Annotated in this window: 22 protein-coding genes; 15 read left to right on the plus strand and 7 right to left on the minus strand. The window is 73.1% G+C overall.

The window, feature by feature from the left end; genetic code table 11:
• Positions 1-7: 7 nt before the first annotated feature.
• The 4 genes from AC2YHB_RS01160 (at position 8) to AC2YHB_RS01175 (ending at position 6,722) form a co-directional block, all read left to right on the plus strand.
• A complete protein-coding gene (locus tag AC2YHB_RS01160; RefSeq protein ID WP_036550332.1) occupies positions 8-3,889 on the plus strand; it encodes a DNA-directed RNA polymerase subunit beta' in 3,882 nt (1,293 codons plus the stop codon).
• Positions 3,890-3,995: 106 nt separating this feature from the next.
• On the plus strand, positions 3,996-4,517 hold the full coding sequence (locus AC2YHB_RS01165; RefSeq protein WP_179649245.1) for a DUF4232 domain-containing protein: 522 nt from the start codon (positions 3,996-3,998) through the stop codon (positions 4,515-4,517).
• Between the two features lie 26 nt (positions 4,518-4,543).
• The gene (locus tag AC2YHB_RS01170; RefSeq protein WP_179649247.1) at positions 4,544-5,788 is read left to right on the plus strand and encodes a geranylgeranyl reductase family protein; all 1,245 of its coding nucleotides are present in this window, start codon (positions 4,544-4,546) and stop codon (positions 5,786-5,788) included.
• Between the two features lie 49 nt (positions 5,789-5,837).
• Entirely contained in the window at positions 5,838-6,722 is an 885-nt protein-coding gene (locus tag AC2YHB_RS01175; protein WP_036550336.1) for an NUDIX hydrolase, read from the plus strand.
• Between the two features lie 25 nt (positions 6,723-6,747).
• On the opposite strand, the gene AC2YHB_RS01180 is transcribed toward AC2YHB_RS01175, so the two are convergent.
• Positions 6,748-7,785 (minus strand): FlgD immunoglobulin-like domain containing protein, encoded by a 1,038-nt coding sequence (locus tag AC2YHB_RS01180; protein ID WP_487353289.1) that lies wholly within the window; start codon positions 7,783-7,785, stop codon positions 6,748-6,750.
• Positions 7,786-7,876: 91 nt separating this feature from the next.
• On the opposite strand from AC2YHB_RS01180, the gene AC2YHB_RS01185 reads away from it, so the two are divergent.
• Positions 7,877-9,154 carry a hydroxyacid-oxoacid transhydrogenase gene (locus tag AC2YHB_RS01185; protein ID WP_036550664.1) on the plus strand — a complete coding sequence of 426 codons (1,278 nt, stop codon included), beginning with the start codon at positions 7,877-7,879 and terminating at the stop codon, positions 9,152-9,154.
• A gap of 21 nt (positions 9,155-9,175) precedes the next feature.
• On the opposite strand, the gene AC2YHB_RS01190 is transcribed toward AC2YHB_RS01185, so the two are convergent.
• Complete coding sequence (locus AC2YHB_RS01190; RefSeq protein ID WP_179649251.1) at positions 9,176-11,323, minus strand: SGNH/GDSL hydrolase family protein; 2,148 nt, start codon at positions 11,321-11,323, stop codon at positions 9,176-9,178.
• Positions 11,324-11,539: 216 nt separating this feature from the next.
• On the opposite strand from AC2YHB_RS01190, the gene AC2YHB_RS01195 reads away from it, so the two are divergent.
• From AC2YHB_RS01195 to AC2YHB_RS01220, 6 genes are all read left to right on the plus strand, one after another.
• A complete protein-coding gene (locus tag AC2YHB_RS01195; protein WP_179649253.1) occupies positions 11,540-12,757 on the plus strand; it encodes a class I SAM-dependent methyltransferase in 1,218 nt (405 codons plus the stop codon).
• 5 nt (positions 12,758-12,762) lie between these two features.
• Positions 12,763-13,728, plus strand: a complete 966-nt coding sequence (locus AC2YHB_RS01200) for a hypothetical protein (protein ID WP_179649254.1) — start codon at positions 12,763-12,765, stop codon at positions 13,726-13,728.
• A gap of 45 nt (positions 13,729-13,773) precedes the next feature.
• Complete coding sequence (locus AC2YHB_RS01205; protein WP_179649256.1) at positions 13,774-14,760, plus strand: DNA topoisomerase IB; 987 nt, start codon at positions 13,774-13,776, stop codon at positions 14,758-14,760.
• Positions 14,761-14,772: 12 nt separating this feature from the next.
• On the plus strand, positions 14,773-15,075 hold the full coding sequence (locus AC2YHB_RS01210) for a DUF1905 domain-containing protein (protein ID WP_179649258.1): 303 nt from the start codon (positions 14,773-14,775) through the stop codon (positions 15,073-15,075).
• A 10-nt stretch (positions 15,076-15,085) separates the two neighbouring features.
• Positions 15,086-15,580 (plus strand): O-acetyl-ADP-ribose deacetylase, encoded by a 495-nt coding sequence (locus AC2YHB_RS01215; protein WP_218865114.1) that lies wholly within the window; start codon positions 15,086-15,088, stop codon positions 15,578-15,580.
• A 110-nt stretch (positions 15,581-15,690) separates the two neighbouring features.
• Positions 15,691-15,972: a hypothetical protein gene (locus AC2YHB_RS01220; protein WP_036550354.1), complete on the plus strand. Its 282-nt coding sequence runs from the start codon at positions 15,691-15,693 to the stop codon at positions 15,970-15,972.
• Positions 15,973-16,130: 158 nt separating this feature from the next.
• On the opposite strand, the gene serC is transcribed toward AC2YHB_RS01220, so the two are convergent.
• On the minus strand, positions 16,131-17,252 hold the full coding sequence (gene serC / locus AC2YHB_RS01225) for a phosphoserine transaminase (protein WP_179649262.1): 1,122 nt from the start codon (positions 17,250-17,252) through the stop codon (positions 16,131-16,133).
• Positions 17,253-17,360: 108 nt separating this feature from the next.
• Here serC and AC2YHB_RS01230 point away from each other — a divergent pair, with 108 nt between their 5' ends.
• Positions 17,361-17,852 (plus strand): GNAT family N-acetyltransferase, encoded by a 492-nt coding sequence (locus AC2YHB_RS01230; protein WP_487353290.1) that lies wholly within the window; start codon positions 17,361-17,363, stop codon positions 17,850-17,852.
• 301 nt (positions 17,853-18,153) lie between these two features.
• Here AC2YHB_RS01230 and AC2YHB_RS01235 read toward each other — a convergent pair whose 3' ends face one another.
• Together AC2YHB_RS01235 and AC2YHB_RS01240 are read right to left on the minus strand one after the other, a co-directional pair.
• Complete coding sequence (locus AC2YHB_RS01235; RefSeq protein ID WP_487353291.1) at positions 18,154-19,053, minus strand: ABC-2 transporter permease; 900 nt, start codon at positions 19,051-19,053, stop codon at positions 18,154-18,156.
• Positions 19,050-19,970: an ABC transporter ATP-binding protein gene (locus AC2YHB_RS01240; RefSeq protein WP_487353292.1), complete on the minus strand. Its 921-nt coding sequence runs from the start codon at positions 19,968-19,970 to the stop codon at positions 19,050-19,052. Before AC2YHB_RS01240 ends, AC2YHB_RS01235 begins: the two co-directional genes overlap by 4 nt.
• A 132-nt stretch (positions 19,971-20,102) precedes the next feature.
• Here AC2YHB_RS01240 and AC2YHB_RS01245 point away from each other — a divergent pair, with 132 nt between their 5' ends.
• Complete coding sequence (locus AC2YHB_RS01245) at positions 20,103-21,212, plus strand: sensor histidine kinase (RefSeq protein ID WP_487353293.1); 1,110 nt, start codon at positions 20,103-20,105, stop codon at positions 21,210-21,212.
• Positions 21,209-21,871: a response regulator transcription factor gene (locus AC2YHB_RS01250; protein ID WP_036550364.1), complete on the plus strand. Its 663-nt coding sequence runs from the start codon at positions 21,209-21,211 to the stop codon at positions 21,869-21,871. Before AC2YHB_RS01245 ends, AC2YHB_RS01250 begins: the two co-directional genes overlap by 4 nt.
• On the opposite strand, the gene AC2YHB_RS01255 is transcribed toward AC2YHB_RS01250, so the two are convergent.
• Complete coding sequence (locus AC2YHB_RS01255; protein WP_487353294.1) at positions 21,846-22,550, minus strand: pyridoxamine 5'-phosphate oxidase family protein; 705 nt, start codon at positions 22,548-22,550, stop codon at positions 21,846-21,848. The genes AC2YHB_RS01250 and AC2YHB_RS01255 overlap by 26 nt on opposite strands.
• Before the next feature lie 65 nt (positions 22,551-22,615).
• On the opposite strand from AC2YHB_RS01255, the gene AC2YHB_RS01260 reads away from it, so the two are divergent.
• Positions 22,616-23,962: an aminotransferase-like domain-containing protein gene (locus AC2YHB_RS01260; protein ID WP_487353295.1), complete on the plus strand. Its 1,347-nt coding sequence runs from the start codon at positions 22,616-22,618 to the stop codon at positions 23,960-23,962.
• On the opposite strand, the gene AC2YHB_RS01265 is transcribed toward AC2YHB_RS01260, so the two are convergent.
• Positions 23,943-25,166 (minus strand): CynX/NimT family MFS transporter, encoded by a 1,224-nt coding sequence (locus tag AC2YHB_RS01265; RefSeq protein WP_179649277.1) that lies wholly within the window; start codon positions 25,164-25,166, stop codon positions 23,943-23,945. The two genes, AC2YHB_RS01260 and AC2YHB_RS01265, sit on opposite strands and share 20 nt — an antisense overlap.
• Between the last annotated feature and the right edge of the window lie 4 nt (positions 25,167-25,170).

The raw sequence follows: 25,170 nt of genomic DNA on the forward strand, positions 1-25,170 counted from the left end.
AGCCATCGTGCTCGACGTGAACTTCTTCGACCAGCTTCAGATCGGCCTGGCCACCGCGGACGACATCCGTACGTGGAGCCACGGCGAGGTGAAGAAGCCGGAGACCATCAACTACCGCACGCTCAAGCCCGAGCGTGACGGCCTCTTCTGCGAGAAGATCTTCGGTCCCACCCGGGACTGGGAGTGCTACTGCGGCAAGTACAAGCGAGTCCGCTTCAAGGGCATCATCTGCGAGCGCTGCGGCGTCGAGGTGACCCGGTCCAAGGTCCGCCGTGAGCGGATGGGCCACATCGAGCTCGCCGCCCCGGTCACCCACATCTGGTACTTCAAGGGTGTCCCGAGCCGCCTCGGCTACCTGCTCGACCTGGCCCCGAAGGACCTCGAGAAGGTCATCTACTTCGCGGCCTACATGATCACCTCCGTCGACGAGGACGCGCGCCACCGCGACCTCTCCGACCTCGAGGGCAAGATCGGCCTGCAGCGCCAGTCCATCGAGAAGCGCCGCGACGCGGGCCTCGAGGACCGGACCAAGAAGCTCGAGGAGGACCTCGCGGCCCTCGAGGCCGAGGGTGCCAAGGCCGACCAGCGCCGCAAGGTGCGCGACGGTGCCGAGCGCGAGCTCAAGCAGCTGCGTGACCGCGCCCAGCGCGAGCTGGACCGCCTCGACGAGGTCTGGGACACGTTCAAGACCCTCAAGGTGCAGGACCTCATGGGTGACGAGGTCCTCTACCGCGAGATGAAGAACTGGTTCGGCAAGTACTTCGAGGGCCACATGGGCGCCACGGCGATCCAGAAGCGCCTGCAGGACTTCGACCTCGACGCCGAGGTCGAGAGCCTGCGCGAGACCATCGCCACCGGCAAGGGCCAGCGCAAGGTCCGCGCGCTCAAGCGGCTCAAGGTCGTCGAGGCCTTCCGCAAGACCGGCAACAAGCCCGTCGGCATGGTCCTGGACGCCGTCCCGGTCATCCCGCCGGACCTGCGCCCGATGGTGCAGCTCGACGGTGGCCGCTTCGCGACCTCCGACCTCAACGACCTGTACCGCCGCGTCATCAACCGGAACAACCGCCTCAAGCGGCTGCTCGACCTCGGCGCGCCGGAGATCATCGTCAACAACGAGAAGCGGATGCTCCAGGAGGCCGTCGACTCGCTGTTCGACAACGGCCGCCGCGGCCGTCCGGTGACCGGCCCGGGCAACCGCCCGCTCAAGTCGCTCTCCGACATGCTCAAGGGCAAGCAGGGTCGCTTCCGCCAGAACCTGCTCGGCAAGCGCGTGGACTACTCGGGCCGTTCGGTCATCGTGTCGGGTCCGCAGCTGAAGCTGCACCAGTGCGGTCTGCCCAAGCAGATGGCGCTGGAGCTCTTCAAGCCGTTCGTCATGAAGCGGCTCGTCGACCTGTCGCACGCGCAGAACATCAAGTCGGCCAAGCGGATGGTCGAGCGTGGCCGCCCGGTCGTGTGGGACGTCCTCGAAGAGGTCATCACCGAGCACCCCGTGCTGCTCAACCGTGCGCCCACCCTGCACCGCCTCGGCATCCAGGCCTTCGAGCCGCAGCTGATCGAGGGCAAGGCCATCCAGCTCCACCCGCTCGTCTGCACCGCCTTCAACGCGGACTTCGACGGTGACCAGATGGCCGTGCACCTGCCGCTCTCCGCGGAGGCGCAGGCCGAGGCCCGGATCCTGATGCTGTCGACCAACAACATCCTCAAGCCGTCGGACGGCCGTCCGGTGACCATGCCGACCCAGGACATGATCATCGGCCTGTTCTTCCTCACCACCGAGCGTGGCGAGGCGACGGTCGAGGTGGACGGCGAGGCGCACCTGCGCTCCTTCTCGTCGCCGGCCGAGGCGATCATGGCCTACGACCGCAACGAGATCACGCTGCAGGACCGCGTCCGCATCATGCTGACCGACTACGCCATCGAGGGCCACGAGCAGGGCGAGGCCGTCCTGCTCGAGACCACGCTGGGCCGCACGATCTTCAACGACGCGCTCCCGGCCGACTACCCGTACGTCAACGAGGAGGTCGGCAAGAAGCGCCTCGGCGCGATCGTCAACGACCTCGCCGAGCGCTACCCCAAGGTGGTCGTGGCGGCGTCCCTGGACGCCCTCAAGGACAACGGCTTCCACTGGGCCACCCGCTCGGGTGTCACCGTCTCGATCGACGACGTCATCACGCCGGAGAACAAGGCGGAGCTGCTCGGCGAGTACGAGGCCCAGGCCGCCAAGATCCAGAAGCAGTTCGAGCGCGGTCTGGTGACCGACGAGGAGCGCCGCCAGGAGCTCATCGAGATCTGGACCAAGGCGAGCCAGGAGGTCGGCAAGGCGCTGCGGTCGACGTTCGAGGCCAACCCGACCAACCCGATCTACGTGCAGGTGCACTCGGGTGCCTCGGGTAACTTCAACCAGATCAACCAGGTCGGCGCCATGCGAGGCCTGGTGGCGAACCCGAAGGGCGAGATCATCCCGCGGCCGATCAAGGCCAACTTCCGCGAGGGTCTCTCCGTGCTCGAGTACTTCATCTCGACGCACGGTGCCCGCAAGGGTCTGGCCGACACCGCGCTGCGGACCGCCGACTCGGGTTACCTGACCCGTCGTCTGGTGGACGTCTCGCAGGACGTCATCATCCGTGAGGACGACTGCGGCACCGAGCGTGGCCTGCCCAAGGTGATCGGTGTCCGTGGCGAGGACGGCGTCGTCGTCAAGGACGACAACGCCGAGACCGCGGCGTACGCCCGGACCGCTGCCAAGGACATCGCGCACCCCGACACCGGCGAGATCCTCGCCGGCGCCGGCGAGGACCTGGGCGACGTCAAGATCGCCGAGCTCATCGAGGCCGGCATCGAGACGGTCACCGTCCGCTCGGTCCTCACCTGCGACGCCCGCACCGGTACCTGCGCGAAGTGCTACGGCCGCTCGCTGGCGACCGGCAAGCTCGTCGACATCGGTGAGGCGGTCGGCATCATCGCCGCCCAGTCGATCGGTGAGCCCGGCACGCAGCTGACCATGCGTACCTTCCACACCGGTGGTGTGGCGTCGGCCGACGACATCACGCAGGGTCTGCCCCGCGTCGTCGAGCTGTTCGAGGCCCGCACCCCGAAGGGTGTCTCGCCGATCTCCGAGGCCGCCGGCCGCGTGGAGATCGAGGAGACCGACAAGGCCCGCAAGGTCCTGGTCACGCCCGACGACGGTGGCGAGGTCATCGAGTACGTCGTCAGCCGCCGCTCGGCGCTGCTGGTCGGCGACGGCGACCACATCGAGGTCGGCCAGATGCTGACCAAGGGCACGCCGGACCCGAAGGAGGTGCTCCGCATCCTCGGTGTCCGCCGGACGCAGCAGCACCTCGTCGATGAGGTCCAGGAGGTCTACCGCAGCCAGGGTGTGTCGATCCACGACAAGCACATCGAGATCATCGTGCGGCAGATGCTGCGCCGGATCACGGTGCTCGAGTCGGGTGAGACCAACCTGCTGCCGTCCGACCTGGTCGACCGCGTCCTCTTCGAGGAGGAGAACCGTCGCGTGGTCTCCGAGGGCGGCAAGCCGGCCTCGGGTCGTCCGGAGCTGATGGGCATCACCAAGGCCTCGCTCGCGACCGAGTCGTGGCTCTCGGCGGCCTCCTTCCAAGAGACCACCCGGGTGCTCACCGACGCCGCGATCAACGGCCGCTCCGACAGCCTGCGTGGCCTGAAGGAGAACGTGATCATCGGCAAGCTGATCCCGGCCGGCACCGGCCTGGAGCGCTACCGCAACATCCGCGTCGAGCCGACCGAGGAGGCGCGCGCCGCGGCGTACGCCGTCACGGGCTACGAGTCGTACGACTACGAGTTCGGCAACGCGGCCGGCCAGGCCGTGGCCCTCGACGACTTCGACTTCGGTTCCTACCAGAACTGAGTCCGTCGCAACGGAACGCCCGTCCTCCCTCGGGGAGGGCGGGCGTTCCGCATTTCCGCGCACCGGAGGCGAGAACCGGAGGGCCGCAGGCGGCGTCACACCTGGCATGAAGACCCTCCTCCGCCTGCTGGCCGCCACCGCACTCCTCGTGGCGGGATCCTTCCTCGTGCCCTCCCCGGGCCCCGCGACCGCCGCCGCAGCGGTGGGCGTGCCCGGATGTCGCAACGCCGACCTCCACGCGCGCTACCGGGCGACCGACAACGGGGCCGGACACCGCTACGGGAAGATCGTGCTGACCAACGTGTCGACCCACTCCTGCCGCACCGGCGGCTTCGGCGGGCTGTCGTACGTCGGCGGTGGCGACGGCACGCAGATCGGCGCACCCGCGACCCGCGAGGGCACCGCCACGTCGTTCGTCCTGGCCCCCGGGCAGCGTGCCGTGAGCCGGGTCGACGAGGTCGTCGCCGATCTGTACGACGCCGCGACCTGCCGCCCGCGCGCCGTGGACGGCTTCCGGGTCTACGTCCCGAACGCCACCCGGTCGCAGTTCATCGCCCATCGCACCCGCGGCTGCCTGAACCCGGCCGTGCACCTGATCTCCCACACGGCGTACCGCAAGGTCGGGTGAGTCGGGGCAACTGCGAGAATGGGCGCATGAGCGACGCGCCCTCCCTGAGCACCGACGTCCTGGTGGTCGGCGCGGGGCCGGCCGGCTCCGCGGCAGCGGCGTGGGCCGCCCGGGCCGGCCTGGACGTCGTCCTCGCCGATGCGGCGACCTTCCCCCGCGACAAGACCTGCGGTGACGGCCTCACGCCGCGCGCCATCGGCGAGCTCGAGCGGCTCGGCCTGCGCGACTGGGTGCGCTCGCACACGGTCAACCAGGGCCTGCGGGCCCACGGCTTCGGCCAGACGCTGCACCTGCCCTGGCCCGGCGGCAATCTGCCGGACTGGGGCAGTGCCGTCGCCCGGACCGAGCTCGACGACCACCTGCGCACCACCGCCCTCGACGCGGGCGCGGCCGGGCTCGAGGGCGCCCGGGCGGTCGACGTACGGATGGACGGCGACCGGGTCGCGGCCGTGGTGTTCAAGGACGGCCGGGAGGTCGCCTGCAAGCGGCTCGTCGTCGCCGACGGCGTCCGCTCGCCGCTGGGCAAGGTGCTCGGGCGCGAGTGGCACCGCGACACCGTGTACGGCGTGGCCGGGCGCTGCTACGTGAAGTCGACCCGTGCCGACGACCCCTGGATCAGCTCCCACCTGGAGCTGCGGGGCGAGCAGGACGAGATCCTGTCCGGCTACGGCTGGATCTTCCCGCTCGGCGCCGGGGCGGGCGAGGTCAACCTCGGCGCGGGCACCCTCGCGACCGCGAAGCGTCCGGCCGACGTGGCGATCAAGCCGCTGATGAAGCTCTACGCCGACCGGCTGCGTGAGGAGTTCGGCCTCGGCGACGAGCTGCGGATGCCGACGTCGGCGCTGCTGCCCATGGGCGGCGCGGTCTCGCACGTCGCCGGCCGCAACTGGGCCCTGATCGGCGATGCCGCTGCCTGTGTCAACCCGCTCAACGGCGAGGGCATCGACTACGGCCTCGAGACCGGCCGCCTGGTCGCCGAGCTGCTCGCCGAGACCCCCGACGTGGACCTCGCGACCGTGTGGCCGGAGATCCTCCGCGCCCACTACGGCGAGTCCTTCTCCATCGCCCGCCGCCTCGCCGGCCTGGTCACCGTGCCGCGCCTGCTGCCGGCCCTGGGGCCGGTCGGCATGCGCTCGGACCTGCTGATGACCCTCGCCCTTCGCTGGATGGGCAACCTGGTCACCGACGAGGACCGCGACCGCTCCGCCCGGGTCTGGCGGTGGGCCGGCCGGCGCTCGCTGGCGCGCGACGCCCGACCGCCCTTTGCCTGACCCGAACCGTCGCGCCACTAGGGTGGAGGGCGACGGACAGGAGGCGGCGATGGCGCAGCGGGTGCAACGACTGGCGGCGTACGCCGTCATCGTCCGGGGCGACCAGATCCTGCTCTCCCGGCTCTCCGAGCGGGTGACGAAGAAGGAGCTGTGGTCGCTGCCGGGTGGCGGTGTCGACCACGGCGAGGACCCGGCGGACGCCGTGGTGCGCGAGGTCTACGAGGAGACCGGGCTCGACGTCACCATCGACCGGACGGCCCAGGTCCACTCGCTGCACGTCGAGGACTCCTGGCGGCGCGGCCGGCGCGTCGACGCCCACTCGGTGCGGATCGTCTACGAGGGCTGGGTCCCGGCCGATGCGCCCGAGCCGCACGTCACCGAGGTCGACGGGAGCACCGCCGAGGCGGCGTGGAAGCCGGTCGCCGGGGTGCTGGACGGCTCCGTGCCGACGGTCAGCCTCGTGGGTGACGCCCTGGCGTCGTACACGGTCCGGCAGCGGCAGCGCACGGCCGCCTACGCCTATGTGGTCCGCGACGGCGCGATCCTGCTGACCCGCACCTCCGACCTCGCACCCGACCCCGGCACGTGGCACCTGCCCGGTGGCGGCATCGACCACGGTGAGTCGCCGACCGACACGATCCGGCGCGAGCTGTGGGAGGAGGCCGGCCTGGAGGGCTCGGCCACCGCCCTGCTCACGGTGCTCGACCACCACTTCACCGGCACCGCGCCCAACGGCCGGGCCGAGGACTTCCACGCGATCGGGATCATCTACCGCGCCGAGGTCGGCCCGGGGGAGCCGCGCGTCGTGGAGGAGGGTGGTACGACGGACGCGGTGGCCTGGGTGCCGCTCGCCGACATCGCGGCCGGCCGGCTCAAGGTCTACGGCTCGGTGCGCGCGGCCATCGAGGTCGCCGGCGATACCGTGCAGGTGTGAGCCGGCGACCCCGCAGCCGGTGGGCTCAGATCCGCGCGCGGTACTTGTAGCGCAGCGTCGCGGAGTGCACCCAGTAGGCCCGCCAGCCGGTGACGGTCGTGGCCACCACGTAACGGGTCTGGCTCGGACGCGATCCGCTCTTGCGGATGGAGCCGTCGCAGCAGCGGTCGAGGGCGGAGCGCTCGCCGCTGACGGACCAGCTGATCTCCCAGGCGCTAGCCGGGATCGCGAAGCCGAAGGACAGCCGGGCATAGCGTCCGCCCCAGCAGTCGAGCTCGGCCGAGCCGTCTTGCCAGGTGATGTAGCAGCTGCCGCGGGTCGCGGGGGATGCCTGGGTGGCGTTGGGGCGCTTGGTGGCCGTCCGGGTCACCACGGCCGTCGTCGCCGTGACCACGCGGCTGACCGACCGGGACTCGCCGGCGCCGTTCTGTGCCTCGAGGGTGATCCTGTAGCGGCCCGCCGGCACCTTCGCGCCCGCATTGGTCAGCCCGTTCCAATAGACGGTGCGGCGACCGCGGTGCAGCTCCTGGGAGAAGATCCGTACGGTGCGCCCGGCTGAGTTGCGCACGATGGTGGTGACCTCGGCGCGCTGGTTGAGCGTGATGCTGAACCCGACGCGGTCGCGGTAGCCGTCGCGGACGATCGGGTAGAAGGTCGCCGGTGAGACGACCGGGTCGCCCAGGCTCAGCGGGGCCCACGGCGCGCTGAAGGTGCCGATCGTGGTCCAGCCGGCGGTGGTGGACGACGACACCTGGACGCGGTAGTCGCCGCCCTCGACGAGAGCGGGGACGCTGAACTCCTCGACGCTGTCGTAGCCGTAGAGCGTGGTCTCGGCGATCACGCCGCTCGGACCGGCGACGCGTACGTCGAACCAGTCGCCGGAGTCGCCCATGTCGAGCTGGATCGGGCCGGTGAAGCCGAGCTCGACCTGGCTGCCGTCGACAGGCGCGATGAGGACGGGGTTGGTCCCGGCGCGCGCCGGCGCGGACACGACGGCCATGACGGCCGACACGCAGGCCAGGGTGGCGAGCAGGAGGACGAGCCTCCGGACGAGGACGGACATGGAAGGAACCTCCGGTCGGACGGGTGCAACGCCCCGGACAGTAGGGCGGGCGCCCGACGGAACCCTCGCCGGGATGGCCTACGGTGACCGGATGAGCCTCGAGACCGTCTTCACCTACGCCGCACCGGCGCTCAAGTTCGGCCGCGGTGCCTCCCGCGAGATCGGGTACGACGTCAGCGGCTGGGGCGCGCGCCGGGTCCTGCTGGTGACCGATCCCGGGGTCGCCGCTGCCGGGCACGCGGACGACGTCGCGGGCGGCCTGCGCGGCCGCGGCATCGAGGTCGTGGTCTTCGACCGCTCGCGGGTCGAGCCGACCGACGTCTCGCTGGAGGAGGCGGTCGCGTTCGCCCGCTCCGAGGGGCCCTTCGACGCCGTCGTCGCCGTGGGCGGTGGGTCGTCGATCGACACGGCGAAGGCGGTCGCCCTGCTGGTGACCAACCCCGGCGAGCTGATGGACTACGTCAACGCTCCCGTCGGCAAGGCGCGGGCGCCACAGAACCCGGTGCTCCCGCTGGTCGCCGTACCGACGACGACCGGGACGGGCAGCGAGTCGACGACGATCTGCGTGATGGACGTGCTGTCGCTGAAGGTGAAGACCGGCATCAGCCACGCGGCGCTGCGGCCGCGACTGGCCGTCGTCGACCCGGCCCTGTCGGCCACCCAGCCGGCGGGCGTCACGGCGGCCGCGGGGATGGACATCCTGTGCCACGCGCTGGAGAGCTACACCGCGCGCTGGTACGCCGACTTCGACGCGAAGACGCCGGAGCAGCGCGTGCCCTACTGCGGCTCGAACCCGATCGCCGACCTGTGGTCGGAGAAGGCGCTGGGCCTGCTCTCCACCGCCTTCCGGGCCGCCGTGCACCGCGACCCCGACGACCCGGCCGGCGTGGCCGCGGCCGACGAGATGGCGCTCGCGGCGACCTTCGCCGGCCTCGGCTTCGGCAACGCCGGCGTCCACATCCCGCACGCCAACGCCTACCCGATCGCCGGGCGGGTGCGGGACTTCACGCCCGCGGACTACCCGCAGGACGAGCCGATGGTGCCGCACGGGATGGCCGTGTCGCTGACCGCGCCGGAGGCCTTCCGGTTCACCTTCGACGCCTCGCCGGAGCGCCACCTGCGCGCCGCGCGGCTGCTGGACCCGGCGGCGCAGGGCAACGGCCCCGACGTGCTGCCCGACGTGCTCGCCCGGCTGATGCAGGACATCCACATCCCCAACGGCCTCGGCGCGGTCGGCTACGGCGAGGCCGACGTCGACGACCTCGTCGACGGCGCGCTCAAGCAGCAGCGCCTGCTGGCCACCGCGCCGAAGGACGTCACGGGCGAGGACCTCGCGGGGATCATCGGGGCCTCCCTCGAGCACTGGTGATCCCGCGCCGGTCACGACCGGTCAGGGCAGGCGCACCTCGCGCAGCCCGGTGACCACCCGGACGACGTAGTAGGCGACGCCGGCGACGCTCGGGTGCACGCCGTCGGTGCCGACGTACACGTCCTGGTTGCCGTCGCCGTGGGGGTCGACGATCGAGCCGGTCCCGGTCAGCCAGCGGTCGGTGTACGGGTCGATGAACCCGATCACGTTCGGGTGGCGGCCCAGGGTCGCGGCCAGGGTGGCGTTCATCGCCCGCGACCGCGTGTCCCAGTAGCTCGCCTGGTAGCGCCCGAGCGGCTCGATGCCCACGAGGACGACGGGCAGGTCGGGCCGCAGCCGGGCCAGGTCGTCGAGGTAGGCGTCCACCGCGGCCCGGTGTGCCTCAGCGCTGTAGGAGGCGACGGGCGCGTCGTTGAACGAGCCGTTGACGATGAGGAGGTCGAGCGGTGCCCGCCTGACCGCGGCGAGGCGTCGGTCGGAGCCGAAGACGCTCGGCACGAAGCTGCCGTACGACGGCGCCGACGACTTCGACAGGTAGCCGGTGCCGCCCTCGGCGAGGTTCCACACCCGCCAGCCGGTGAGCCGGCCCAGGGTGGGGACGGCCGCACGGCTCATGCACAGCGCCTGGGTGCACTTGTCGAACATCGAGTCGGACACGACGCCGACGGTGAAGGGCGCCGGCGTCGCCTTGATGACCGCCTTGTCGCCGGCGGGCGTGTCGACGCCGGTGAACGACAGCGGGCCGGCGAAGCGGACCCGGGTGGTCGCCCGTGCTGGGAGGACCACCACGACCCAGTTGAGGACGTAGGTGCGGTCGCCGGAGCTCTGCACGCGCAGCGGGCGCGCCGCGACCGGGCGCCCGTTCAGCCAGACCATCGCGTCGTGGGTGCGGGTGCCGCGGAAGGCGATGGCGAACCGCCGGGCGGTGATGGTGAAGGTGACGTCGACGTTCTTGACGCTCGCGTTCGTGCCGGCGTACTCGCCGCCTTTGGAGGCGCTGGCGATGTTCGACCCGGACTTCGCGCTCGCGAGGGTGAGGAAGGGCACCGGCCGGCCGGCGTGGGTGAACGCCGTCCCGTCGTACCACCACCGGCGCCGCAGGTCCCTCCACCCGGGCCGGGTCGTGGTGACCGCGACCCGTACCTGGCTGGTCGTCAGCGGGGTGGTGCTGCTCGGCCTCATCAGCTCGGCCAGCCGCGGCCCGCGGGGGTGGAGGTCGTCGGGGACGGCGTAGGGCGCCGTCGTCCGGTCGACGGGCGCGACCCCGTCGGCCTCCGCGTGCACGGCGACCGTGAGGGTGGTGCCGGCGTCCTCCGCCGTCAGCGTGTACGACGCCCCGGTCGCGCCCTCGACCGGCACCCCGTCGCGGGACCACTGGTAGGTGAGCGTGGTGGGCGCCGGGCGCCAGCCGTCCAGGTCGACCCGGACCTCCTCGCCCAGCCGGGGCAGTCCGATGACCGCAGGCTGCGGGGCGACGAAGCTGCCCTCCCGCACGACGCCGGTCGGCCGGCTGTCGCGCACGACGAAGCTCGACGACGAGCCGCCGCTGGGAAAGGCGGTCGCGGACACGGTGATCACGTGGCCCAGGTCGGCGCCCGTCAGCGGGTACGACGACCCGGTCACGGAGGTGCGTACGCCGTCGCGGTTCCACTCGAGACCGGTCGTCGCCGGCGTGGGCGACCAGGTGCCCGTCGTGGCCTCGAGCACCGAGCCGACGGTCAGCTCGCCGGTCACGGTCGGCAGGGGAGCGGTCGTGAACGGCGGCGCGGCGTCCGCGAAGACGTAGATGCCGAGCGCCTCCGACGGCACGCTCGTCGTACCGGTCGACGCGGGGACGACGAGACGCACCCAGCCGGCGCCCGCGAGGGCCATCGGGCCGTGGTCGAGGGGGACCGTGACGGCGAGCCGGCCGTCGTCGAGGAGGCGCGCGGTCGCGTCGACCGCGGTCCAGCCGGGGCCGGAGACCCAACGCTCGACGGCGACGTCCGCCGGCGAGGCAGGCCCGTCGCCGGCCGACGAGCCGAGGAGGGTGAGCTCGCCGCCGACCTGCGGGAAGACCGTGACCGACTCCACCGTGGGGGTCGCCGCGGCGGCCGGCGACGCGAGGACCGGCCCGAGCGGCAGGCAGGCCAGGGCCACGACCAGCGCGATGCGCAGGGCGTTCCGCACGCTGCGAGCTCCTCGTCCCCCTCCCCAGGGGTGGACCCTGGCGAGGGTAGCGACGGGTCGCGCTGCCGTTCACCGGTTCGGCCGAAATTTCACGCGTGCTCGCGGCTCCGTAGGCTGGGGGTGTGAACCCGCGCCACCGTCGACTCGTCATCCCGGCTGCGCTGGTGGTCCTGCTGCTGATCGTGGTCGTCGCCGCGCTCGTGAAGTGAGGCCCTGATGGCGAGCCGTACGGAGACGCTGGAGCAGGGACTGGCCCGGGTGCGCGAGGACCTGCTGGCCGACGACCGGCTGGTCCGGGCCGTCGCGTCCGGCCGGCGCCGCTCGGCGACCCCCGACTGGCGTCGCGTCGAGCTGCGCTGGGTCGACCTCAAGGCGGGCCGGCACCTGCAGGTCGTCCGGTACGACGCCACCCAGGCGCACACCTCCAACCACCTCGCCGGCGACGCGGCCGCTGCCGTGGTCGAGGACCTCCTCGCCGAGCCGTTCGGCAACTGGACGGTCGAGACCACGGCCCACCTGCTGTCGCTGCGGGTCACCAAGAAGGGCGACGCCGCACTGCACACCTCGGCCCGCACGCTGCCGGCGGCCGGCGCGGCGGTGGCGCCCGACCGGGGCCACGACCGCGCCAAGGAGCGGATGCTCGCCGAGGACGACCCGCTGTTCGCCGCCCTCGGGCTGGCCGACGCGCAGGGCCGGATCAAGCCCAGCCGGATGGCGAAGTACCGGCAGGTCGAGGACTTCCTGCGCATCCTCGACCGCTCGGTCGCCGACGCCCGGGCGCGCGGCCACCTGCGCAAGCCGACCGCCGAGGACCCGCTGCGGGTCGTCGACCTGGGCTGCGGCAACGGCTACCTCACCTTCGCCGCGCACCGCTTCCTCACCGAGCGCCGCGGCCTGCCGGTGCACCTGACCGGCGTCGACGTGAAGGAGCAGTCGCGCGACCACAACGCCGCCGTCGCGGCCGGCCTCGGCATCGACGCCTCCTTCGTGGCGGGCACGATCGGCGAGGCCGTCCTGGCGGAGGCGCCGGACGTCGTCCTCGCCCTGCACGCGTGCGACACCGCCACCGACGACGCCCTCGCCCGCGCCGTCGACTGGGAGGCCTCGCTCGTGCTGGCCGCGCCCTGCTGCCACCACGACATCGCGGCCCAGCTGCGCAAGGCGGACACCCCGACGCCGTACACGGCGCTGGTGCGCGACGGCATCCTCCGCGAGCGCTTCGCGGACACCCTCACCGACGCGCTGCGGGCGCAGCTGCTGCGCAGCCGCGGCTACCGGGTCGACGTGATGGAGTTCGTCGACAGCGCGCACACCCCGCGCAACACCCTGCTGCGCGCGGTGCGCACCGGCGGCGTGCAGCCCCTGACCGAGTACGACGACCTGGTGGCCACGTGGGGCATCCACCCTCGCCTCGGCGAGCTCCTGGGGACGTGAGGCGGGTGGAGAAGGTCCTGCTCGCGTTGCTGCCCGTGCCCTTCGGGATCGGCTTCCTCGCCCCCGGACCGGTCGAGGAGCCGATCGCGTCCGAGGTGGCCTTCCACTTCACCGACCCCGAGATCGTCGAGTCCAGCGGCCTGGTCGCGCAGGACGGGCTCGTCGTCACCGTCAACGACTCCGGCGACAGCAACCGGATCTTCACCGTCGACCCGGCGACGGGCGACACCGTCGGGGTGACCCGCTGGCAGGGTGAGGCCGACGACATCGAGTCCCTCGCGCCGGCCGGTGACGGGCAGGTGTGGGTCGGCGACACGGGCGACAACGAGCATGCCCGCGACACCATCACGGTGACCGAGGTGCCCTTCGGCCGCGGCGAGCGCGAGGTCCGCGGGGCGTCGTACGAGCTCTCCTACGGTGGGGCGCCGCAGGACGCCGAGACGCTGCTGAGCGACCCGACGACGGGGCGGCTCTATGTCGTCACCAAGGGCGTGTTCGGGCGGGTCTACGCGGCGCCGGAGGAGCTCGACCCCGATGCGGTCAACCAGCTCACCCCGGTCGACGAGGTCCTCGGGATCGCGACCGACGGCGCCTTCCTCCCTGACGGGAGGCACGTGATCATCCGCAATTACACGCAGGCGGCCGTCTACACCTGGCCCGACCTCGACCGGGTCGCCCTGCTCGACCTGCCCGCGCAGCAGCAGGGCGAGGGCGTCGCGGTGACCGCCGACGGCGAGATCCTGCTCAGCTCGGAGGGCCAGGACGCCGAGGTGCTGCGGGTGGAGCTGCCGGCCGACGTCCGCGCGCAGCTGGCCGGCACCTCCGCGTCGCCGTCGCCGTCGCTGTCACCGGACGCCGCGACGGGCCACGACGAGGTCGCCAACCACACGGAGTGGTGGCCGTGGGCGCTCGGCGGCCTGGCCGGCGCGGCGATCATCGCGGTGCTGGTGCGCTCGCTCCGACCCCGCTGACGGGTCCGAGAGGCTGAACCGGGCGTCGCGGGATACCGACGAGCCGTGGCCCGTCTCCGTCGCAGCTCACCCGACCAGCCGGGCTGGACCCGGCGTCGCGCCGGGCGAGGCTTCGTTCACCTCGACGAGTCCGGCCGGCCGCTGCCCGCCGAGGACGCCGACAGGTGCCGCGCGCTGGTGATCCCGCCGGCCTGGCGCGACGTGTGGATCTGCCCGTTCCCGAACGGGCACCTGCAGGCCGTCGGCACCGACGACGCCGGCCGTCGCCAGTACATCTACCACCCGGACTGGGTCTCCCGCCGCAGCGACGAGAAGCACGCGCGGGTGATCGGGCTCGGGCGCCGGCTGCCGCGGATCCGTGAGGAGGTGCTCGCCGACCTCGGCGAGGACGACCTGGGGCAGAAGGCGACCTGCGCCCTCGCCGTCCGGCTGATCGACCTGGGCTGCTTCCGGATCGGCAACGACATGTACGCCGAGGAGTACGGCTCGTTCGGGCTGACCACCCTCGAGCGCCAGCACGTGCGCCGGTCGGGGGACGCGATGGTGTTCGAGTTCATGGGCAAGTCCGGGGTCGAGCACCACGTGGAGATCGACGACGTCGTGGCCGTCGAGGCGCTCGACCGGCGGCGCCGGCGCCGCCGGTCGGACCGGAGGCTGCTGGACGTGACGGGGACCGACGTCAACGAGTACCTGCGCGGCGTCAGCGGACTGGACGTGACCGCCAAGGACTTCCGCACCTGGCACGGGACCGTGCTGGCGGCCGCGGCGCTCGCCGAGGCGCCGCCGGCGTCCGAGTCGTCGAAGACCGCACGGAAGCGAGCCGTGGCGGCCGCGATGCGGGAGGTCTCCGAGTTCCTCGGCAACACGCCCGCCCTCGCCCGCTCCGCGTACGTGGACCCGCGCGTCGTCGACGCCTACGAGGAGGACCGGACGATCCGGGCCGCCGTCCGTCGTACGGCCGGCGAGGTGGACCCGGACGCCCGCCGGGCGGCGCTGGAGCGCGCGACGCTGCGCCTGGTCGGTGGTCGGTGACACGATCGGCTCGTGACCGAGCACGAGTTCACGGCCGACCTGTGGCGCTGGCAGGCCCGCGACGAGGAGACCGGTGGTGCGTGGTTCTTCGTCAGCCTGCCCTTCGAGGTCTCCGACCTGCTGGACGAGGCCGGTCCGCGCAAGGGCTTCGGCAGCGTGCGGGTGGAGGTCAACATCGGGGCGAGCACGTGGCGGACGTCGGTGTTCCCGAGCGCCGAGGAGAAGACCTTCGTGCTGCCGGTGAAGAAGGCGGTCCGCGCCGCCGAGGGACTGGTCGAGGGCGGCCCGTGCCGCGTTCGGCTGCGGACGGTCTGAGGAGGACCCGCTGATGGAGATCGAGGTCGTCGAGGGCGACATCACCGCGCAGCAGGTGGACGCCGTGGTCAACGCCGCCAACCGGGCGATGCGGGGCGGCGGCGGCGTGGACGGCGCCATCCACCGCGCCGGCGGGCCCGCCGTGCTCGAGGACTGCCGGCGGCGCTTCCCCGACGGGCTGGCGACGGGCGACGCCGGCTGGACGACGGCGGGAGACATGCCGGCCCGCTGGGTGATCCACGTCGTCGGCCCGAACCACCACCGGGGCGAGCGGGACCGGTCGCTCCTCACCTCCTGCTACCGCCGCGCGCTCGAGGTCGCCGACGATCTCGGCGCCCGCAGCGTCGCCTTCCCGCTGGTCAGCGCCGGCGCCTACGGGTGGCCGCAGGAGGACGCGGTCGACGCCGCGCTCGAGACCCTCCGGGGGACGCCCACCCGGGTCGAGCTCGCGCGGATGGTGGCGTTCGGCCGGTCGTCGTACGAGCTCATCGTGCGGCGGCTCTGAGGCCACGGGCCGGGACTTCGTCCCGAATCCACTGACCGGTCGTCACCGCACGCGCCCGGGCGTCGTTGGTCCGCTACCGAACCAACCAGCCCCGACGAAAGGTGCGGACCATGTCGATCGAGCTCCTCGCAGCAGCCCTGCTGGTCGTCGTCGCCTTCGTCTGCGCGGGCAGCCTGGCCCGCGGCCGCGACGTCATCGCGCTGGCCCCCGTGCCCGCCGCTCCCGCGAGTGCCGACGAGTGGCGCTCCGCGGCGCTGCACCACTTCCACGAGCACAAGGACCTGCGGCGCTCGGTCGCCGAGGCCCTCGCCACGCCCGGTGCCGTCACCGGCGAGGCCCGGCGCGACCTGATGGTCGCGCTCGGGGCCCCACGGGTGGACGTGATGGCCTGATCGGGCCGCGGGGGGCGTCACTCCTGTCACAAGATTCACCGGCCGGCCGGTGAATCTCCCGTCCTTGGACGACGAAACTCATGCCTGGACGACGAAACTTCGTCGTCCAGCCATGAGTTTCACCGGCCGGCCGGTGAAACTCCCGCCAGCCGCCCCGCTCAGACCCCGAGCTGCTCCACCACGTAGTCGATCGACCGGGTCAGCGCCTCGACGTCGGCCGGGTCGATGGCCGGGTACATCGCGATCCGCAGCTGGTTGCGGCCGAGCTTGCGGTAGGGCTCGGTGTCGACGATCCCGTTGGCGCGCAGCACCTTCGCCACCGCGGCGGCGTCGATCGCGTCGTCGAAGTCGATGGTGCCGATGACCAGCGAGCGGTGGCTCGGGTCCGCCACGTAGGGCGTCGTGTACGACGTCCGCTCGGCCCAGCCGTAGAGGGCGTCCGACGACGCGGTGGTCCGCTCGACCATGCCTTTGAGTCCGCCCTGGCCGTTCATCCAGTCGAGCTGCTCGGCCATCAGGAACAGGGTGGCGACCGACGGGGTGTTGTAGGTCTGGTTGAGGCGGCTGTTGTCGATGGCCGTCTTGAGGTCGAAGAACGGCGGGATGTAGCGCTCCGACGCGGCGATCCGCTCGGCCCGCTCGATCGCGGCCGGGCTGAAGATGCCGAACCAGAGGCCGCCGTCCGAGGCGAAGCACTTCTGCGGGGCGAAGTAGTAGACGTCCGACTCGGTCAGGTCGACCGGCAGGCCGCCGGCGCCCGAGGTGGCGTCGACGAGGACCAGCGCACCCTCGGTGCCCTCGGGCCGCACGACGGGGGCCATCACGGCGGTCGAGGTCTCGTTGTGGGCCCAGGCGTAGGCGTCGACGCCCTCCTCGGCGACGGCGACCGGCCGCGAGCCCGGGTCGGCCTTGATGACCGACGGCTCGTCGAGCCACGGCGCGGCCTTCACCGACGACGCGAACTTCGACGAGAACTCGCCGAACGCCAGGTGCTGCGACTTCCTCTCGACCAGTCCGAACGCGGCGATGTCCCAGAACGCGGTCGCGCCGCCGTTGCCGAGCACGACCTCGTAGCCCTCGGGCAGCGAGAACAGGTCGGCGAGGCCCTCGAGCACGCGGCCGACGGTGTTCCGCACGGGTGCCTGGCGGTGCGAGGTACCCATGAGCGCGTCGCCGGTCGCGGCCAGCGCGTCGAGGTGGCTGGTCTGGATCTTCGACGGTCCCGCGCCGAAGCGGCCGTCGGCGGGCTTGAGGTCAGCGGGGATCTGGATGTCGGTCACGTGGTCAACCTTCTCGATCGGCACAGGCAGAGAGGACAGGCTGACGACGCTGTCAGAGATGTCCCCATTGTGACAGGCAGATCACGCCCGTGTTCAATCGGTTTCGCCATGCAAGCCCCGTTCGACCTCCGCCCCGTCGGCTACCTCCACCCCGACGCGACGAGCCTCGTCGCCCGCGTCCAGCGGGAGTACGTCGAGCGCTACGGCTCGCCCGACGAGAGCCCCGTCGACCCCGCGCTCTTCGACCCGCCGGAGGGCCTCTTCCTCGTCGGGTACGACGGCGCGGACCCGGTCGCGACGGGCGCCTGGCGTCGCTCGCCGGTCCACGCCCTCGGCGGGTCCAGCGCGGTCGAGGTGAAGCGGATGTTCGTCGTCCCGGAGCGGCGGGGGCGGGGGTTCGCGCGGGCCGTGCTGGCGGAGCTGGAGTCGACCGCGGCCGCGTTGGGGCACGACCTCGTCGTCCTCGAGACGGGCCTGAAGCAGCCGGAGGCGATCGCGCTCTACCTCAGCGAGGGCTACGTGGAGATCCCGGGCTTCGGCTTCTACGCCGGCTATCCGTTGTCGCGGTGCTTCGGGAAGCGGATCGCCGCCGCTGGTTGAGGTCCGCGTGCCGGCGAGCCTCGACAGTAGGGCGACGGTCTGGGGGCGGACGTCCGGACGTCATGCGAAGTGGTCGCCCGGACGACCGTTTCGCATGACCTCCCGGGCCAGGGGCCGCCGCAAGCGGGTGACGTCATGCGAACCGCGCGCGATGACGCTCGATTCGTATGACGTCCTGACGGCGAGCCCCGGCGGAGCCCCAAAAACGGGCTGAGCGGCCCCGAGATGGACGGCCGCTCAGTTCTCCCGACCGGTCCATGCCCGGGGCCGCCCGCCCCAAACACGCGTGAAGGTAAAGACTTCAGGCGACGTCGCGACGGCGGACCAGCAGCAGGCTGAGCGCGATCGCGGCGACGATGTAGACGGTGACCGTGAGCGCCGCCTGCGGACCCGGGACGGTGTCGAGCACGCCGGGTGTCCCGTCGCCCTCGCCGACCCCGACGATCGAGCCGATCAGCGAGCCGGCGCTCGTCCCGGGCAGCACCTCGGTCAGTGCCTCGACCCACGAGAGGAGCTGGCCGACGCCGCGCAGCAGGTTCTCCACGACCAGCGCCCAGACCAGGCCGAGGCCGACCGACAGGGCCGGGCCGCGGGCGAGGGTGCCGAGCGCGAAGCCGAGCACCGCCCACATCTCGAGCACGAGGAAGCCCGCGCCGAACGCCTCCGCCGTCGAGCCGAGCGACGGCAGCACGACGTCCTGGCCCTCGGTCGCGGTGATGACGAGGGAGATGCCGAGGTCGAAGACCAGCGTCACGGCCAGGGTCGCGACGACGAACGCGGTCAGCGCGGCGACGGAGCCGATGACGGCGGAGCTGCGGCGTACCCCCTGGGAGAAGACGGTCTTCCACGTGCCCCAGCCGTAGCCGTTGCCGGCCACGAGCGCGCCCAGCACCATCATCAGCGCGCCACCGAACATCGGCATGCCCTGCAGGAAGACGTTGGGCACGGCGTCCGGCAGGAGCCGGGCGAGCTGCTCGGCCTGCGTGGTCCCCTCGTCGGCGAAGCTGGCGTCGCCGGTCGTGTAGGACAGGTAGGTGAACAGGTAGCCGAACATCAGGCTCAGCGCGAGCCAGGCGCCGAGGGTGATCCACACGGCGGGCCAGGCGCGCAGCCGGCCCAGCTCGGCGCGGGTGCTGCGCAGGGTGCTGGCGACGAGGCCGGTGGACGGTACGACGGTGCGGGGTGCGGTGGTGGCGCTCATCGGACGGCCTCCTTGGTTGCAGTGCTGCCGGATGTGCTGCCGGTGGTGCTGCCGGAGGTGAGGTCGAAGAAGACCTCCTCCAGGCTGCGCTCGGCGGCGGTGATCTCGTGGACGTCGATGCCGGCGCTGACCAGCTCGCGGGTGACCCGTGGGGCCTGGTCGGGCGGCAGGGTCAGCTGCAGCGCTCCGTCGGTGGTGCGCTGCATGCCGTCGTCGCCGGCCAGCCGCATCGCGACCGCCAGCGCCTCCGGCTCGGGGGTGGCCCGGACCCGGATCGAGATGCCCCCGCGGAGCTCGGCCACGCCTCCCTCGCGCAGGAGCCGGCCGTCGTTGATCACGGCGACGCGGTGGCAGATCTCCTGCACCTCGGCCAGCAGGTGGCTGGACAGGAGAACGGTCTGGCCGCCGCGGGCCAGGTCGACGACGAGTGCGCGCATGTCGGCCATGCCCGCGGGGTCGAGGCCGTTGGTCGGCTCGTCGAGGACGATCAGCTCCGGGTCGCCCATCAGCGCGGCGGCGACGCCCAGTCGCTGCTTCATGCCGAGCGAGTAGCCCTTGAACCTGTCGTCGCCGCGGCCGGCCAGGTCGACCCGCTCGAGCACCCGCTCGACCTCGGCGTCGTCGAAGCCGCGGTACCGGGCGAGGGTGCGCAGGTTGGCGCGCCCGGACAGGTAGGGGAAGAAGCCGGGGCCCTCGATCAGCGCGCCGACCGGCGAGGTCGCGTACGCCGTGCCGGAGGTGGGCCGGATCAGGCCCAGCAGCATCCGCAGGGTCGTGGTCTTGCCGGCGCCGTTGGGCCCGAGGAAGCCGTAGACCTCGCCGCGCCGCACGGTCATCGTCACCTTGTCCACGGCGACCCGGTCGCCGTACACCTTCGTGAGGTTCTCGGTGGAGGCCACCGTGTCGTGTGCGTTCATGTCCTCCAGCGTGCTGCGGCCGCGCCTTTCGCGCGTCCGACGGAGCGCGGCTCCGGCGTACGCAGGACTGCGTACGCCGACGGCGCCCGTCGTCGTACACGCGTGGGACGCGGCGCGCCTAGCCTCGGTGCCATGAACCACTCCCTGGCCGAGATGCACCGCGCCCACCGCTCGTGGTGGCCGTGGGCCGTGCTGGCGATCGTCCTGCTGGGCACGGCGGCCTCCAACGGGAAGAACGACGTCGAGAACGCGGTCCTCGGCGGGGTGCTGCTGGCCGTGCTCGCGACGGTGCCGGCGGTGCTGCCGGTGCTGCCGGGCGCACTGGCCTCGGGGCCGCTCCTCGCGTCCGGCGCGCTGTCGGGCGCCTACTTCGCGCTCGGGTACGCCGACGGGCCGATCTTCCTCGCCCTGCCGACCGCGACCTTCCTCGTCGCCTCGGTGGTCGCCGTCCGCCGCTGGCTGCCCGGCGCGCTGGTCGGCGCCGCGCTGCTCGCGGGTGGGCTGGCGGGACGCTGGCAGTGGTACGCCGACGAGCCCCACAAGAGCCTGTGGCAGGGCATCGGCATGTTCGGCGTCGTGCTCGCGGCCGGGGCGGTGGCGACCGCGACGCGCAACCGGTTCGAGGCGCGCGCGGAGCGGGTCGAGCGGGCGTCGACCGAGGAGCGGCTGCGGATGGCCCAGGACCTGCACGACGGCGTCGGCCACGGGCTCGCGGTGATCGCGATGCAGGCCGGGGTGGCGCTGCACGTGCTGGACCGCGACCCGGCCAAGGCGCGGGAGAGCCTGGAGGCGATCCGCGCCACCAGCCGCGAGGCGCTCGAGTCGCTGCGCTCCGAGCTCGCGACGATCGCGGGGGAGCCGGCGCCGCGCCGGCCCGCGCCGGGCGTGGAGGCGGTGCCGGCGCTGGTGGAGCGGGTGCGCTCGGCCGGGCTGCGGGTCGAGGTGATCGGTGACCCGGGCACGCTTGCGGAGCCGGTCGGCGAGGCGGCGTACGCGGTGCTGCAGGAGGCGCTGACCAACGTGCTGCGGCACGCGGTCGCGACCACCGCGACGATCGTGTGGGAGCGGGGGAGCGACTCGGTCGCGCTGCGCGTCTCCGACGACGGCCGCGGCGGTGAGGTGCAGGATGAGGGCATGGGCATCGGCGGCATGCGGGCACGGGTGACCGCGATCGGCGGCACGTTCCGGGCCGGGCCGCAGCAGCACGGCGGCTTCGAGGTCACCGCGGTGCTCCCGGCATGAGGGCCGGCGGGAGCATCAGGGTCGCGCTGGTCGACGACCAGCCGCTGGTCCGGATGGGCCTGGCCACCCTCGTCGACGCGGAGCCCGACCTCGAGCTGGTGGGCGAGGCCGCCGACGGCCGGGAGGGCCTCGCGCTGCTGCGGCGTACGACGCCCGACGTCGTGCTCTGCGACATCCGGATGCCGGTGATGGACGGTCTGGCGCTGCTCGCCGAGGTCGCGGCGGACCCGTCGCTCGCGGACGTGCGGGTGGTCGTGCTGACGACCTTCGAGCTCGACGAGTACGTCTTCGAGGCCCTGCGCAACGGCGCCAGTGGCTTCCTGCTCAAGGACGCCGAGCCGACGGCGCTGCTCGACGCGGTGCGGGTGGTCGCCGAGGGCGGCTCGCTGCTCGCCCCGTCGGTCACCCGCCGGGTCATCGACCACTTCGGCACCCGCCGCGCGGAGAAGCCGCACCCGCGGCTGGGCGACCTGACCGAGCGGGAGCGCGAGATCCTCGGCTGGGTCGCGACCGGCCGGTCCAACGCGGAGATCGCCGCCGAGCTGGTCGTCAGCCCCGACACCGTGCGCACCCACGTGAGCCGCGCGATGGTGAAGCTGCAGGCGCGCGACCGGGCCCAGCTGGTCGTCTTCGCTATCGAGTCCGGCCTGCGCCGCTGACGTCGTCGGGCACGGCGAGGCCGGGGAGGTTGTCCTCGGCGGGGACCGGCGCGTCGATCACCCGGCGCACCGGCACGTGCCCGCCCCAGACGCCGGCCTCGACGTCCTCGGGCTCGTCGACCGGACCGCCGGCGCGGGCCTTCATGGATGCCTCGTGCAGCGGGACCGCGAGCACCGCCGTCGCGGCCAGCTCCTTGCGGGTGCTCGGGCGCAGTGTCGCCGCACGCCCGGGGAGCATGTGGTCGACGATCAGGTCGAGCGCGTGCTGCCGCTCGTCGGGGTCGTCGACCAGGCGCGCCCGGCCGATCACCACGGCCGAGCGGTAGTTCATCGAGTGGTGGAAGGCCGAGCGGCCGGCGACCAGGCCGTCGAGCTCGGTGACCGTGACGCAGACCGTTCGATCGACCGACGCGCGCAGCCACCGGGCCGCGACGGAGCCGTGCACGTAGAGCGTCCCGCCCCCGTCGGGTCCGTCCACGTCGACCGCGTACGCCGTCGGCAGCACCACCGGGTGGCCGGGCCGGCCGTCGGTGCCGGGCGCCTGGACGCCGACGTGGGCGACCAGTGCATCGGCCAGCAGGTCCAGCAGCTCCGCACGGTCGGCGACGGCGCGGTTGCGGCCGCGGTTGATCCGGGTGCGTCCGGTGGGCTCGAGTCTCGCCTCGGTCACGGTGCTCATGGCACCATCGTGGGCGACAAGTGGCCTGCATGCACGGGCCAGTTCCGATCGACTTGGACAGGCCAATGCCGACTCTCCCCGTCCGTCTCGACCGCGCCGACCCCCGTCCGCTCGGCACCCAGCTGGCCGACCAGGTCCGCCGGCTGGTCCTCGACGGCGTCCTCGACCACGGCGACCGGATGCCCGCCTCCCGGCGGCTGGCCGCCGACCTCGGGGTGTCGCGGTCGGTGGTGGAGCAGGCCTTCGACCAGCTGCTCGCCGAGGGCTGGCTCGAGGCCCGGCAAGGATCGGGGACCTGGGTCGCGGGGGGTGCCGGCGCCGAGGGTGCGGCGCGGCCCGCGCGCCGCCGGGCGCCGGGTCCCGCGCGTCCGCTGGTCATGCTCGACGCGGGCACGCCGTGGATCGACCCACGCCACGAGGCCGTCTGGCGCCGGGCGTGGCGCGAGGTGTCGTCGGCCACCCCGCCGCGGGGGTACGACGACGCGCGCGGCCTGCTCGAGCTGCGCACCCTGGTGGCCGAGCGCCTCGGCCGCACCCGGGGGCTCGCCGTCGACGCCGACCGCGTGCGGATCACCGGCGGCACCGGCGCCGGCCTTCGGCACCTCCTCGCCGTCCTCCCGCGGGGCCCCGTCGCCGTCGAGGACCCCGGCTACCGCGCGGCGGTGGCGACCGTCCTCGAGTCCGGGCGCACCGTGCGCGACCTGCCCGCGCTGGAGCCCGTGCACGACCTCGCCGGCTGCGTGGCGGCGTACACGACGCCGGCGCACCAGCACCCGCTCGGGCGGGTGATGCCGGCCGCGGACCGGCTCACGCTCCTGGCCACCGCCCGCCGGGACGGGGCGCTGGTGGTGGAGGACGACTACGACTCGGAGTTCCGGTACGACGTCGCGCCGGTGCCGGCGCTCGCCACGCTCGACCGCGAGCAGGTGGCCTACCTGGGGACCGCGTCCAAGTCGATCCTGCCCTCGCTGCGGCTCGGCTGGACCGTCGTACCGGACCGGCTGCTCGACGCCTTCGACCGCCACCGCGACCTGATCCACGACGCGCCGCCGTGGCCGGTGCAGCGGGCGATGGTGACCCTGCTGCGCGACGGGTACGTCGACGCGGTGGTCCGCTCCGCGCGCCGGGTCTACGCGGAGCGGGCGCCGCGGGTGGTCGCCGCGCTGGAGCCGTACGCCGAGCTCGCGGGGCCGGTCGCCGGGATGTACTCGACGTGGCTGCTGCCGCACGCCCGGGCCGCCCGGGCGCGGGCCGCGGCGGAGGAGGCGGGCTTCCGGGTCAACCTGCTGCGCGACTACTGCCGGACGGCGCGGCTCAGCGGTCTGGTCGTCGGCTTCGGCGGCCCGACCGACGAGGAGCTGGACCGTGCGCTGGCGGTGCTGGTCGGCTCGCTCAGCGGCGCGCGCCGATGACGACCGGCCGCCCCGCGAGGTAGCCGGCGCTCACCTGGACGACCCCGAGCCCGACGAGCAGCGCACAGGGGAGCGCCCAGCCGCCGGTGGCGTGGTGCAGGGTGCCGATCAGGAACGGACCGCCGGCCGCGAGCAGGTAGCCGACGCTCTGGCCCATCGTGGACAGCGCGGCGGTGTCCGCGCTGGTCGAGGTGCGCAGCGCGAAGCAGAGCAGCACGACCGGGAACACCGCGCCGCCGGCGCCGAGCAGGGCGGCCCAGACCCAGGCGCCGCCCTCGGGGGCGACCCACAGGCCGGTCCAGCCGATCACGGTCAGCAGGGTCAGGCCGGCGACCAGGTGGCCCTGGTGGCGCAGCCGGCCGGCCACGCTCGGGACGAGGAAGAAGAAGGGGACGCCGATGACGATGCTGATCGCCAGGAGCAGGCCGGCCGTCTCGTCGCTGAAGCCGGCGTCGGCGTACAGGCTCGGGAGCCAGCTCATCATCACGTAGGCGTAGAGGGACTGCGTGCCGAAGAGGACCGTCACGGCCCACGCGGTCGGGCTGCGCCACATCGACGCGCCGCGCTCCGTGGAGCGCGCGACGGCGCGGCCGCGGGCGAAGGGCGCCCAGGCGAGGGCGGCGGCGACGGCGACGAGCGCCCACAGGCCGAGGCCGAGGCGCCAGGTGCCGGTCGCGTTGGTGAGGGGCACGGCGAGGGCGGCCCCGGCGGCGGAGCCGAGCGAGAGGACGGCGGTGTAGGCGCCGGTCATCGCGCCGACGCGGCCGGGGAAGTGCTCCTTGACGATCGCCGGGATCAGCACGTTGGCCAGGGCGATGCCCGCGCAGGCGACGAAGGTGCCGGCGAGCAGCGCGGGGGTGCCGTCGAGGACGCGCAGCACGAGGCCGGCAGTGAGGATGACGAGCGCGAGCGCGAGGCCGCGGTCGACGCCGATCCAGCGGGTCACGGCCATCGCGGTGGCGCCGACGAGGGCGAAGCAGAGCACGGGCAGCGAGGTCAGCAGGCCCTGCGTGGTCGCGGAGACGCCGAGGTCGCCGAGGCGGTCGAGCAGCGCGCCGAGGCTGGTGACCGCGATCCGCAGGTTGAACGCGATCAGGAGCACCGCGAGGACCAGTCCGGCCCCGGCTCGGCGGCGCGAGGCCGCGTCCGGGCCGGGGGATGATGGGGTGGCACCGGTGGGGATCTGGTGGACGACGGTGGCCATGTCC

The organism is Nocardioides sp. SRI_004 (assembly GCF_057586415.1).